At 35.4% G+C, this 13,644-nt stretch carries 11 protein-coding genes, 1 pseudogene and 1 riboswitch; of the genes and pseudogenes, 5 read left to right on the top strand and 7 right to left on the bottom strand.

The window, feature by feature from the left end:
* Positions 1 to 127: 127 nt before the first annotated feature.
* Positions 128 to 691, top strand: coding sequence for an alkyl hydroperoxide reductase subunit C (gene ahpC, locus GXP75_RS05845; RefSeq protein WP_003326173.1), 564 nt, complete (start codon positions 128 to 130; stop codon positions 689 to 691).
* Positions 692 to 704: 13 nt separating this feature from the next.
* A complete protein-coding gene (gene ahpF, locus GXP75_RS05840; RefSeq protein ID WP_242556339.1) occupies positions 705 to 2,234 on the top strand; it encodes an alkyl hydroperoxide reductase subunit F in 1,530 nt (509 codons plus the stop codon).
* Positions 2,235 to 2,628: 394 nt separating this feature from the next.
* On the opposite strand, the gene GXP75_RS05835 is transcribed toward ahpF, so the two are convergent.
* Complete coding sequence (locus tag GXP75_RS05835; RefSeq protein WP_242556338.1) at positions 2,629 to 3,981, bottom strand: amino acid permease; 1,353 nt, start codon at positions 3,979 to 3,981, stop codon at positions 2,629 to 2,631.
* Positions 3,982 to 4,130: 149 nt separating this feature from the next.
* A riboswitch (glycine riboswitch) is annotated at positions 4,131 to 4,211 on the bottom strand.
* Positions 4,212 to 4,588: 377 nt separating this feature from the next.
* Here GXP75_RS05835 and GXP75_RS05830 point away from each other — a divergent pair.
* A pseudogene (locus tag GXP75_RS05830) lies at positions 4,589 to 4,861 on the top strand (Pathogenicity island protein); the annotation flags it as partial.
* 8 nt (positions 4,862 to 4,869) lie between these two features.
* Entirely contained in the window at positions 4,870 to 5,031 is a 162-nt protein-coding gene (locus tag GXP75_RS05825; protein ID WP_242556746.1) for a hypothetical protein, read from the top strand.
* A gap of 108 nt (positions 5,032 to 5,139) precedes the next feature.
* On the opposite strand, the gene GXP75_RS05820 is transcribed toward GXP75_RS05825, so the two are convergent.
* A complete protein-coding gene (locus tag GXP75_RS05820; RefSeq protein WP_242556336.1) occupies positions 5,140 to 5,862 on the bottom strand; it encodes a peptide ABC transporter permease in 723 nt (240 codons plus the stop codon).
* Positions 5,863 to 5,882: 20 nt separating this feature from the next.
* Positions 5,883 to 6,512: an ATP-binding cassette domain-containing protein gene (locus GXP75_RS05815; protein ID WP_242556335.1), complete on the bottom strand. Its 630-nt coding sequence runs from the start codon at positions 6,510 to 6,512 to the stop codon at positions 5,883 to 5,885.
* A gap of 519 nt (positions 6,513 to 7,031) precedes the next feature.
* Here GXP75_RS05815 and fbp point away from each other — a divergent pair.
* Positions 7,032 to 8,957 carry a fructose-1,6-bisphosphatase gene (gene fbp, locus GXP75_RS05810; RefSeq protein ID WP_242556334.1) on the top strand — a complete coding sequence of 642 codons (1,926 nt, stop codon included), beginning with the start codon at positions 7,032 to 7,034 and terminating at the stop codon, positions 8,955 to 8,957.
* A 670-nt stretch (positions 8,958 to 9,627) separates the two neighbouring features.
* On the opposite strand, the gene GXP75_RS05805 is transcribed toward fbp, so the two are convergent.
* The 4 genes from GXP75_RS05805 to GXP75_RS05790 all read right to left on the bottom strand — a co-directional run bounded on the left by GXP75_RS05805 (position 9,628) and on the right by GXP75_RS05790 (position 13,635).
* Positions 9,628 to 10,023, bottom strand: coding sequence for a hypothetical protein (locus tag GXP75_RS05805; RefSeq protein ID WP_242556333.1), 396 nt, complete (start codon positions 10,021 to 10,023; stop codon positions 9,628 to 9,630).
* On the bottom strand, positions 10,010 to 10,732 hold the full coding sequence (locus tag GXP75_RS05800; protein WP_242556332.1) for a hypothetical protein: 723 nt from the start codon (positions 10,730 to 10,732) through the stop codon (positions 10,010 to 10,012). The genes GXP75_RS05805 and GXP75_RS05800 overlap by 14 nt, the downstream gene beginning before the upstream one ends.
* Complete coding sequence (locus GXP75_RS05795) at positions 10,729 to 11,625, bottom strand: pentapeptide repeat-containing protein (RefSeq protein ID WP_242556331.1); 897 nt, start codon at positions 11,623 to 11,625, stop codon at positions 10,729 to 10,731. Before GXP75_RS05795 ends, GXP75_RS05800 begins: the two co-directional genes overlap by 4 nt.
* 75 nt (positions 11,626 to 11,700) lie before the next feature.
* Positions 11,701 to 13,635 carry a hypothetical protein gene (locus tag GXP75_RS05790; protein WP_242556330.1) on the bottom strand — a complete coding sequence of 645 codons (1,935 nt, stop codon included), beginning with the start codon at positions 13,633 to 13,635 and terminating at the stop codon, positions 11,701 to 11,703.
* Positions 13,636 to 13,644 lie beyond the last annotated feature (9 nt).

Raw genomic sequence — 13,644 nt, 5'->3', positions numbered from 1 at the left:
TTTCCCCTTGACAAAAAATAAATGTTATTTAATAATTCATATATAATTAGAATTATTATTGAAAGCTAAAGTTTATACTTTATGCTTTTTAATATTCTCAAAATCACATTTAGGAGGAACATAAATTATGTCTCTAATTGGAAAAGAAGTACAACCATTCGCAGCGAAAGCTTACAAAAACGGTGAATTCATCGATGTAACAAACGAAAGCCTAAAAGGTCAATGGAGCGTATTCTGCTTCTACCCAGCAGATTTCTCTTTCGTATGTCCGACTGAACTTGAAGATCTTCAAAACCAATACGCAGCCCTAAAAGAACTTGGTGTTGAAGTATACTCTGTTTCTACAGATACTCACTTCGTACACAAAGGCTGGCATGACAGCTCTGAAAAAATCGGCAAAATCACTTACGCTATGATCGGTGACCCATCTCAAACGATCTCTCGTAACTTTGATGTACTTAACGAAGAAGAAGGTCTTGCTGACCGCGGTACATTCATCATCGATCCGGATGGCGTAATCCAAACTGTTGAAATCAATGCAGGCGGTATCGGCCGTGACGCAAGCAACCTAGTAAACAAAGTAAAAGCAGCTCAATATGTTCGTCAAAACCCAGGTGAAGTTTGCCCGGCTAAATGGGAAGAAGGTTCTGAAACACTTACACCAAGCCTTGACCTAGTAGGTAAAATCTAAGGAGTGCATTCCATTGGTACTTGAAGCAAATATCAAAGCACAATTAAATCAATACATGCAGCTAATTGAGAATGACATTGTTCTCAAAGTGAGCGCAGGTGAAGATGACACTTCTAAGGATATGCTGGCTCTTATTGATGAGCTGGCTTCCATGTCATCGAAAATCACTGTTGAAAAAGCTGAATTGAACAGAACGCCAAGCTTCAGTGTGAATCGCGTCGGGGAAGACACTGGTGTCACTTTCGCCGGTATTCCTCTTGGACACGAATTCACTTCTTTAGTGTTGGCATTGCTGCAAGTGAGCGGAAGAGCACCTAAGGTTGATCAAAAAGTCATTGATCAGATTAAGAATATTAGCGGTGAATACCGCTTTGAATCTTATATTAGCCTGACGTGCCACAACTGCCCTGATGTTGTACAAGCATTAAACATGATGAGCGTGCTGAATCCGAACATCACACACACCATGATTGACGGTGCGGCGTTTAAAGAAGAAGTCGAAAGCAAAAACGTCATGGCAGTGCCAACTGTTTACTTGAATGGCGAAACTTTCGGAAGCGGCCGTATGACCCTCGAAGAGATTCTTGCGAAAATGGGCAGCGGCGCAGATGCATCTGAGTTTGCTGACAAAGATCCTTACGATGTTCTTGTTGTCGGCGGCGGACCTGCCGGCGCAAGTGCAGCCATTTACACGGCGCGTAAAGGTATCCGCACAGGTGTTGTCGCTGAACGCTTCGGCGGACAGGTTCTCGACACCATGAGCATCGAAAACTTCATCAGCGTAAAAGCAACTGAAGGACCGAAGCTTGCTGCAAGTCTTGAAGAGCACGTGAAGGAATATGATATTGATGTCATGAACCTTCAGCGCGCAAAACGACTTGAGAAAAAAGATCTGTTCGAACTTGAACTCGAAAACGGTGCTGTCCTGAAAAGTAAAACAGTCATCCTTTCAACAGGTGCCCGCTGGCGCAATGTCAACGTACCTGGTGAACAAGAGTTTAAAAACAAAGGTGTCGCTTACTGCCCGCACTGTGATGGCCCATTGTTTGAAGGCAAAGACGTAGCCGTTATCGGCGGCGGAAACTCTGGTATCGAAGCAGCGATTGATCTTGCAGGTATTGTCAATCACGTCACTGTGCTAGAGTTCGCGCCGGAACTGAAGGCAGACGAAGTCTTGCAAAAACGTCTCTACAGCCTGCCAAACGTCACTGTACTCAAAAATGCACAAACAAAAGAAATCACAGGCGACCAGAGCGTAAATGGCATCACATACGTAGACCGCGAAACAGGCGAAGAAAAACACGTTGAACTCCAAGGTGTATTCGTCCAAATCGGTCTCGTGCCAAACACTGAATGGTTAGACGAAACCGTTGAACGCAACCGCATCGGCGAAATCGTAGTCGACAAACGCGGCGCAACAAGCGTTCCTGGTTTATTCGCTGCCGGCGACTGTACAGACGGTCCTTATAACCAAATTATTATTTCGATGGGATCAGGTGCAAGTGCTGCTTTAGGAGCGTTTGATTATTTGATCCGGAACTAATACAAAAAAGCCGCCATATTACCTGATTGGCGGCTTTTTTGATATGTCTGCGTTGAATTAAGAAGCCAATATTGCTTCTAAACAATCCTCGCTGATTTTATAAGCTTTTGGCCTTCTGCTCACCAGCTTAACAAATCCTTGCTGTTCTAAGTAATCCATTACTTTTTAAAAATATCACGTTCATCCTTATAATCAGCCCATTGGTCGCTATCAATATAGGTTCTAATTCGTTGCAGTTTCATTAAATTAAGTTCAAGGTCCTCAATAATCCCCTACATTAGATATATCCCTATAAAAAGAAGCGGTTAACCAAAGATAAAGCCGGCATACTGCATGCAGTACACCGGCTTGTTAATGATTAGAGATTTATGGAATCACCATTTAATATGACTCATCAGGTTCTTCTTTTTTTGCTCCCTCTAGTCCAATATAAAATAAATAATAAAACAAACCATAGAGGAGTCAGCAGCAAGGCCGGGCGAGTTGCATCCGCAAACAGCATAATTATGAGAATGACAGCAAACAGCGCCAGAACAACGTAATTGATAAACGGCGCAAATGGCGCTTTGAATGTTGATCTTGAGTGTAATTGCGGACGGGTTTTCTTGTATCTGATATGACAAACAAGAATCACACCCCACACCCAAATAAAACAAATCGCGCTAATGGTTGTCACGATGCCAAAAGCTTGTTCCGGTATCAGTTTGCTTAAAAGAGCTCCCGCTGAGAGGACAATAACCGATACCCATAACGCGTTACTCGGCACATGATTTTTATTCAGCTTCGCAAAATTGGCCGGGCCCTGTTTCGTTTTGCTTAAATTGTACAGAATCCGGCTTGTTGAAAACATCCCGCTGTTACAAGCAGAAGCCGCTGATGTTAATACGACAAAATTAATGATTCCCGCAGCAAGCGGAATACCGACTAAGCTGAAGGTTTTCACAAAAGGACTTTCTGCAGCATTCAACTCCGTCCATGGGTTAATACATAATAGGACGATAAGCGCGCCGACATAGAAAAATAGAATCCGCAAAGGAATTTTATTAATAGCCGATGGAATATTTTTTTTCGGATTCGATGTTTCCGCTGCCGATACACCTACTAATTCCACACCGACATATGCAAAGATCACCATTTGGAAAGAAAGCAAAAAGCCTGAAAATCCATTTGGAAACAATCCGCCATGCTCCCAAAGATTTGTAACCGAAACCGTTCCTGTATGCGTCTTGAAGCCGATCACCAGCAAAATAACCCCAATCACAATTAATGCGAGAATCGTAATGACCTTTATTAAAGCAAACCAAAATTCCAATTCTCCAAAAATCTTGACAGTCAATAGATTGAGTCCTAATAAAATGAGTAGACAGATAAGTGCAGGGATCCACTGCGGAATATCAAACCAATATTTCACATATACACCGACGGCAATCACATCCGCCATAGCCGTCATAATCCAGCAAAACCAATACGTCCAGCCGGTGACAAACGATGCCCGCGGTCCCAGATACTCCTCGGCAATATCTGTTAACGATTGATACCCCGCTTTAGATAAAAGCAGTTCTCCCAGCGCCCGCATCACGAAAAAAAGCGCAATACCTACAATGAAATACGCAAGGATGATAGAAGGACCCGCCAATTGAATCGCCTTACCGGAGCCTAAAAATAAGCCGGTGCCAATCGTCCCGCCAATGGCGATGAGCTGCACATGCCGATTGGACAAGTCCCTCTTTAATTCTCGCTGTTCCAAATCAAACTCCTCCTTACCTCTTTATTGTGAAACGACGAGCAATGAAAAAAGCCCATAAAAAAAGAGATTGGATGTCCTCCAATCTCGTGGTCATAAGAATAACAAATCATATTTGCGCAGCTGACAATCCAGCATGCCAAATACATATTCGGTACTCTTCTGTCCTTTTGCCTGAGATTGTGAACCCTTCGGCGCCGCGGAATCTCCGCGGTCTCTCCAGAAGCTGCTCCTGCTATAGTGTGACCCACAGCAATCATAGCTTGCTACATATTGAATTTTTCCGATAGAAACAACAACTATCAGATAACTTTTTATTCTAATAGGGATTGGGTGGTTTGTCAATGGTGATTTTTATTTCATAATTAGAAGTATTTAATCAAAAAATAGTTTTAGATGAACGAAAAAAATCTGTTGCCTTGGGGGAGTTTTTTCATGGCTAGAAATTGGGACTCAAAAGAAGAAAAACGAAACATATTTTCAGAAAGAAAATATAGCATTCACACCGAAACAATTCGTGAATGAGCACATTTTTCATTATTTAATAATTTAAGGGTTTAACAAGCGGATTGTCTCTGTTAGTATGGCAACCAAAGGAGAAGGCTAAATTATGCAAAGCATAATGAAGCTAACCACAGGTAAACTGGCAGCCTTGGTATTCCTAGTAGGTGCCTTAGCCCTCCCGGTTTTACCTAATGCTGCAGATGCCGCAGAATCCCAAGCTACATACAAAGTTGAAAACCTCAACGATAGTCTGCTGAAGATGACGTTCGTTCATGCAGATGTTCATATTGACGCTGATGGAAATGCTACACTAAAAGATCACGTAACGGGCGAAGAGCAAGTTCTCCCTAAAAGCTCAACTGACAAAAATGGTGACCCTAGAAGGTGATCAAATTATACAAAATTATCATTCCTTCAATAATAGCCATATTTGTCCTATGGATTTTATTACAGATTTCACTCGATATGAGCATCTTTATGAATCCAATGAATTACTTTATCGTATTCATTATCTTCTTTCTCTTTATGAAGATGGGGAAAGACAATTGATGAAAGCTAAAAGACACCCCACCTTAACAAAACTCAAACACACAGCACGTCATCTGGATGATATCGTATACACAAAAAGCTACTTCAACTTGAAGTAGCTTCCTTTTGTTAAATACCCATTTTGACCCATCTAGTTTTAGAAAAACGAAGAATAATTACGTTTATGATAATGATTGATATTAAATATAAAATAATGTATACAATATCATTAATCCCAAGTGTCATATGATCAGAATGCAACACTTTTTCTATTCGGTGGTACATAGTGTTACCTGCCTCAAAAGGAGCAAAAAAACCAAACGTTTTATTACTTATTGCTACTAAAATAACTGTAGTAATCCAATAAACGATACTAACACCTATACTAGTTAAAATATTAGAACATAACATACTTATGGTTCCAATAATTAAAATATACTGCAATATAACTGCAGAAAATAAGAATAGCATTAATGTAAAATGGGAAAAATCATGGTACATCAACGATATGATGAGCAGACCAAGCGCTATAAACACAAAACATTCCAAGAATAAAACAGCTATCTTTTTATAAAAGAAGGTATAGATGTTTTCTCCAATTAATTTATAAAAGAGAATATTTTTATTTGAATACTCTCGATTAATAAAGAAAGCGATAACAAATGAAAATAACATCAAACCAAATTGAGTGGCAACGGTATAGGAGCTAAAGAAAAACATCTCAGATGTAACATTGCTGACTTTATCGATTCCAACCAGTAAAAAATACCCCAGTAAAAATAAAAAAACGACCATAGATCCTAATATAATAAAAACTTTGTTGCTCATACTTTTTTTCAACTCTAATTTCATCTTATGCCCCCACTGTTCCATTACTCATTTATATACACTTCAATTAACTTTTCCACTGAATCATATTTATGGATTTTTTGATCATGAAATATATAATTATCCCCATCTATCGCCTTTAAATCAGACAAATCGTGTGTAATATTAATGATAATCTTCTCTGGGTTCTCCTGGATATACTTTTTCAGAAAACGATGAATTTCCATAACCGTTTTTTTGTCTAATGAATTCGTTATTTCATCTAAAACAATAATATTTTTGTCCTCCAGCAAAAAGCTAAGCAATTTCAACTTTTGCTTTTGTCCATCACTTAAGTTTTTGATAAGAACTTTACCATCGATATTATCAAGATTAAGTAAACTCGCAATCTTATTTATCTTTTCTGAATCAAACTTTTCGCTCAAAAAGTGTAATAAAAAGTCCTTAGAAACATCATGAGGTATATTCGACGAGCTAGAGATTAAAGAAACATTTTGACGAATATCTCTACCGATTCGTTTGCTATTATTTAATAAAAAGTCTTTAGCAAGCTGTGATTTACCGACTCCATTTTTTCCGAATATATGATTGATTTTCCCATTCGAAAAATGTAAGTCCGTGTCCTGAAGTAACGTTTTACCTTTCACTTTTAAAGTATAATTCGCTATATTCATATACATACTCCTAGGAAATATTTGAATTTTCAAGTTGCCTCTTTCGTTTCCGGTTCGAAACTGTAAGAAATGTTTTTTGATGATTAATTTGGAGATCTTTTACTCTAGTTTACAATATATAACATTCAAAGTACAACAATGGCAGTTTCCTCAAGGCAACTCCTTACAAGATAATTGACAAACAAGCCAAATAAACGGATCGTCAATACCATATCAATACATATTGATAACAAGAATAAAGAGGATACTGAACCTTTCAGCCTAAGCCCTTGACTAAATAACCTCCTCCGTAGACTGTTTTAGCTCTAGCTGCCTTAATCTTTCTCTCTTTTTTCTGCTTTTTCTTTATCCCCGCTCATCCCGGCGCCTCTTTCCCTCGTTTTGATTGTCTCTAAAAGGAGTTATGCGTTACTATCGTATAAGGGTCCAATGATTAAAAATAATGTCATACTTTTAAATTCACCTTATCATGCAAATGCTCATAAATAGGGGTTTATTCTAAAAAGGGGATGGACGATTTTGGAAAGCAAGTACTTAGATCTACTCGCACAAAAATACGATTGTGAAGAAAAAGTGGTAACGGAAATCATTAATTTGAAAGCGATACTGAACCTGCCAAAAGGCACTGAGCATTTTGTCAGTGATTTGCACGGGGAGTACCAGGCATTCCAGCACGTGCTGCGTAATGGTTCAGGAAGAGTAAAAGAGAAGATACGCGATATTTTCAGCGGTGTCATTTATGATAGAGAAATTGATGAATTAGCAGCATTGGTCTATTATCCGGAAGACAAACTGAAGTTAATGAAACATAACTTTGAAACGAAGAAAGCATTAAACGAGTGGTATAAAGAAACGATTAATAGAATGATTAAGCTCGTTTCTAATTGCTCCTCCAAGTATACCCGCTCCAAATTACGCAAAGCACTGCCCACTCAGTTTGCTTATATTACTGAGGAGCTGTTATACAAAACAGAAGAATCCACCAACAAGGAACAATATTACTCTGAAATCGCAGATCAGATCATTGCACTTGGCCAGGCCGATAAGCTGGTCACCGGTCTTGCTTACAGCATTCAGCGATTGGTGGTCGACCATCTGCATGTTGTCGGCGATATTTACGACCGCGGACCGCAGCCGGATAAGATTATGGAAGAACTGATCAACTATCATTCTGTGGATATTCAGTGGGGAAATCACGATGTCCTTTGGATAGGCGCCTATTCCGGTTCCAAAGTATGCCTGGCCAATATTATCCGCATCTGTGCCCGCTATGACAACTTGGATATTATTGAAGACGTCTACGGCATCAATCTGAGACCGCTGCTTAACCTTGCCGAAAAATATTACGGTGATAATCCATCTTTCCGTCCAAAAGCAGACGAAAACAGACCAGAAGCTGAAATTAAGCAAATCACAAAAATTCATCAAGCGATTGCGATGATCCAATTCAAGCTTGAGAGCCCGATTATCAAGAGACGGCCGAACTTTAATATGGAGGAACGGCTGTTACTGGAAAAGATTGATTATGATAAAAATGAAATTACACTGAATGGAAAAACATATCAACTGGAAAACACCTGCTTTGCGACAATCAATCCGGAACAGCCAGATCAGCTATTAGAAGAAGAAGCAGAAGTTATAGACAAGCTGCTATTCTCTGTCCAGCATTCCGAAAAGCTGGGCCGCCATATGAATTTTATGATGAAAAAAGGCAGCCTTTATTTAAAATATAACGGCAACCTGTTAATTCATGGCTGTATTCCAGTCGATGAAAACGGCAATATGGAAACGATGATGATTGAGGATAAACCGTATGCGGGCCGTGAGCTGCTCGATGTATTTGAGCGGTTCTTACGGGAAGCGTTTGCCCAACCGGAAGAAACCGATGATCTTGCGACAGACATGGCTTGGTATTTATGGACAGGCGAGTACTCCTCCCTCTTCGGAAAACGCGCCATGACGACATTTGAGCGGTATTTCATTAAAGAAAAAGAAACACATAAAGAGAAGAAAAACCCGTATTACTATTTACGTGAGGACGAGGCAACCTGCCGAAACATCCTGGCAGAATTCGGCCTCAATCCAGATCATGGCCATATCATCAACGGCCACACACCCGTAAAAGAAATCGAAGGAGAAGATCCAATCAAAGCAAACGGAAAAATGATCGTTATCGACGGCGGCTTCTCCAAAGCCTACCAATCCACAACAGGCATCGCAGGCTACACGCTGCTATACAACTCCTACGGCATGCAGCTCGTCGCCCATAAACACTTCAACTCCAAGGCAGAAGTCCTAAGCACCGGAACCGACGTCTTAACGGTGAAACGATTGGTGGATAAAGAGCTTGAGCGGAAGAAAGTGAAGGAAACGAATGTTGGTGAGGAATTGCTGCAGGAAGTTGCTATTTTGGAAAGTTTGCGGGAGTATCGGTATATGAAGTGAGGGAATGTAGAGTTCAGAGATGATGATATGCTCCTCTAAAGGTAGACAGATGAATTTAAAAAATCTGTTTGCCTTGGGGGAGTTTTTTCATGGACAATGGCATTCAGAAGGAGAAAAACTAAACATTCTTTCAGACTGTGACTAGGGTAATAATTCGGCATTCACACCGAAACAATTTGTGAATGGAGAACATTGCACGACATAGCCAGCGTTGAGAGCTAGGAACGTTCTAAACACCATAAGTTACTGCGAAACTAAAACACGCTACCGTAAAGGACTCTTATCCAGACGCTATTCTCAAAGAGAAGTCACAAGAAAATACCAAATTTCCAGTAAATTTGTGCTGAACAAATGGGCTGAGCTTTATAATGGTCATAAAACGTTAAAGGATTGCTGGAGAGGAAGGATTTATTTTATGACCAAACGGAAGAAGTTTCATTAGAAAAACCTTACTTCTCATAAAGAAAAGGGTGACCACTCCCCTCTATTGTTACTAACTATGGAAGGTGGCCGAAATGTATAAAAATCATCATTCCTGCAATACTAGCAATCTTTGTCCTCTGGATACTATTACGGATCATCCTTATGTCAACCGATGATGTAATATATAAAATAATTGGGTTTTTAAAAAATAAATACAATTTAAGAAAATACCTATTTAAATCTTATATTAGATTTTTATAGATTTATATTTTTCAATATATCTCTCAATATTTACAATTATTTTTTCCCAATCATCATCTTCGATAGTATTGTCAGTAGGCAAAACATTATAACCAAGACTAACGTTTCTATCTGTCAATATTAAATAAACACTCAATGCATAATGAATTATTTCCTTTATTTTTGTATCAAGAACAATATCTCGTTTTTTTAAATGGTCAAAAAATGTATTAAAGTGTGTGTTTGTTAACCCATCTAAGTGGTAATTGTATCTTTCAAATAAAATTAACTGTATAGACAAAAATAACTCTCTTTCAAAGCTACTGATTTTTTCAAACTCAAAAATAACTGATTTATCTTTTTTAATTTCTTTTAGAAAACACTCCATTTTATCTATGTTCACTATAGTTTCCTCCATTTTTAATGATTTTTTCGCAAACTTTTAATAAAGTTTCTATCTGCTTTAAAATAACTAAGAGTTTTTTATTATCAGGATATTCAAAATCCAATCCGGTGCCTCTTGTGTAATTTAATCTGCACTTTGATAAAAAATTATAATTTTCAAATGTTAATGGTAGTGATCCAATATATTCCGAGAGTTTAAAATATACACTAGTTCGACCAAACGTAGGTTCATCTAACTTAAAACATGTTAATAAACACAAATTTCTACATACAAAAAATAACTGAGATAAATCAAAAATGTTTATCCCATTTTTCTCTAAACTACTTTTAGTGTTTTCATAAATATTCTTATATATATTCAAGTTGTCATCAAATTTCTTAAATGGTTTTAAGTCCCCATATAGATTTATATTATTTTTTTGATAAATAATTTTCCCTTCTAGTTTTAAATGCCATAAAAACATCGATCCTTCTTGTAACATTTTATTGTAAATACTTTTTTTATAAATAGATATTCCTATGTTTTCAAAGGGCAACTCCTCTTTAACTATAGTAATAATATCTTGCATTTTTTTTTTGCATATATCTTCTACTAACAAGAAAATATCCACATCCGAAAACTGATCTTCATCTTCCCTAGCTTTAGAACCGAAAAGTATAATACTTAACAAATCAGTTATTCCAGAATAAAAATTTTTTTCAATCACTTAGCTATCCTCCTATAAACTCCTGAAACAAGAAAACCTAAAAAAATCAAACCCAGTAAATTTTCAATTGCAAAAATTAATATACTATTGAACTTTAAAGGTGTAAATTGCCCGTACCCAACAGTCGTAAAGTTAGTGTAACTGGCGTAAATTGACTGCCAAAAGTTTAATTTGATTAGTTTATTTCCGTCTGGATAGACTCCAATATATTCTTTTCCTGTTCCATAATATATAAATAATCCAAAAAATATCAATATAATTAGGGCTGACCTAAATAATCGTGTTATTTTTAATCCATAACCCCATATAAAATCATTTAATTGCAACATAATATATTTAAAAAATGCAATTGTTCTAGAACTAAAATCTTCTCTTTCTCTAAAATAACTTGTGCTGCTCTTTACTCTTTCTAATAAAAACTCTTTTTCAGCATCATTTATTTTGATCAACAAATCATCTGCAGATTTATTATCACCCAATCCTAATTGATTCATTCTTAACTCTTTAAGTAAACTCACCTTTAAATTTGGTTCAGAAGGTAGGCATCCCATAATTTCCTTTAGATTTAGTTTACAATCTCTAAAAGATACATAACGTAAATTACAAGAATTAAAATTAGCATTTGATAAATCACAACTTATAAATTCAGACCCAGTAAAATCAACATTTACAAACTTAGCATACCTAAAATAACACTTTTCTAATTCAGTTTGTTTTATAGAGCTAGATGAAATAATAGAGTTTTTTAAACCTAAATTAAAAAGTTTACTTTTAAATAATTCTATGTTAGTTAACTTTAATTCATCTTGCTCCTCATTTGAGATTTCTATTTTTCTGTTAATTGGACTTTGTGTTAATTCATGTAAACTCAATATAGAATTATAACTCGACACTATAATAACTCTCCTTATTAAAAATCTTTCAGTTTTTAATTTACCTCTCTCATCTAATAGTTGTCTTCAATTGAGTTAGTATTTTTTTTTACCTATTATTCTAATAACATCTTGTTTGTTTTTTTGCACATAATAGTTATCAAGAATAATGAAGTAATCAAACATGCTAAAATCCTTTTTTTTGAATAGCGATAATTCTTTATTTATTTCTTCAAAGGTCATTTTCCCTCTAAAATTTTTAGGGTTCCTATACAACATAGTAATTAAAGATTTAGCTTTATTTAATAGTAAAACTTGATGTTTGTGAATAATATTTTGATCCAGTTCGTAATTATCAATTAAAGCAATACATTTATCATTAATACCTACCATTGAAGATAACTTGACGATATTTGATTCATAGTCTTCTTTGAGACTATCAACAATTACAAATTGATTTTGCAATCCGACTTCCGGTAACGTAGTTATATTTTCAGCTATAATTAAGGAACTTAAATTATGTGGAATAGACGATATTAAAGCATTTAAAAATGGTTTCTTATTAATACTAGGATTACATATTATTAAGATATTAGCATTTGTTGAAACTACATCTTTAAGTTTACTAATAGTACCAGAGGGAATTTTATTTATTTTTTGGTATTCATCTAAAGTGATTAAATCACCTAATCTATCTATTTTAATAGATGGTGTTAAACAATTTTCTGATATAGTCTCTAGTAAAGAAATATCACCGATCTGTGCATATCGATAAAATTCATTTTCACTTTTTTTGTTTTTGTTAACATATTTAGATATAAACTTATATTCATAGTATCCCTCATTCTTAATGAATAAAAACTTATCAAAATTTGCTCTAATAAACAATTTGTCTTCAAAAATTGATAGTTGGTTTATCTTTAATGTCATTAGATAAGCGATTAATCCAAGGCCCTCATTGTATAAGATAAACCGTTTAACAACTTCATTTCCTTTAGCTTCAGTTTTAAATCTCATTCCAATTTTCTTTAAATATTCTTTAATTGATGATGAATTATAAATGTGGATAAATTTTTTAGATATAAGATATTCATTATATTCTTGTTTAAATTTAAATAATATTTTTTCTTTGTCTAAATTCGCTTCTTCAACTAGATCTAAAATTTTAAACTCTAGAACGTCAGTTTTGTATTCGTATAAAAAATCTGTATAATTATTAATAAATTCAATTACGTTCTCTCTAGATAACTTTTTGTGATTATGATAATCTAGTGTTTCTTTATTTTTAATAATTGAATTAAAAACAGTTGTATCAAAAAAACTTATTGCTATTTTTTGAATAATAGCTTCTAAGATAAAATCATCAAGACCTTGAGTATATCTTTTGAAATTGTCTTTAAGAAGTTTTAAAAGTTCACCTTTTATAAAAGCGATAGATTCAATTTTACCCTTATCTTCAAATACAAATTGTATTTTGTATGTAAACTCATCAATATTTACATTCTCATTTATATCTATTAGTTCTTTAAACGCTGAAGGATAAAAGTCTATATTTTGTCGCACGAAGTTATTAATACAATTATTACAATAGAAAGTAGTGCATTCATTACAAGAGATGCCGCACCGTTTAAAGTGCTTGCTGACCTTTTCTTTATTTTGTTTATTGAGACTAAAATGGTACTTAATTAGAGAGTGTAATATAAAGGTTTTTTTTAAAACACCATTTTTCTCTAATATATTTGAACGTGGCTTTTCAGTATTCGAATAAAAAATTAGTTTAATATCATCATAAGACTGCCAGTAAAAATTATAAATGGTCTTTGAAATTTCATAGGAGTATAAAGGAATTTTATTTTTATGAAATTTCACTTCTACAGATTCACTTTTCTTATTCGAATGAAAAACCCTAACATCTGCACCACATTCTATTCCTACAACTGAATTTTCAAACTTAAGACTTAGTAATTCTTTTATAGCCACATAAATTTGCTTATAATATCCACTGATGGCACCAGCTACGTCAGTATTCATTAAATGGTC

This window comes from Bacillus sp. HU-1818 (assembly GCF_022695965.1).
GTDB lineage: Bacteria > Bacillota > Bacilli > Bacillales > Bacillaceae > Bacillus > Bacillus atrophaeus.
This window is presented reverse-complemented; position numbering and strand designations above follow the sequence as displayed.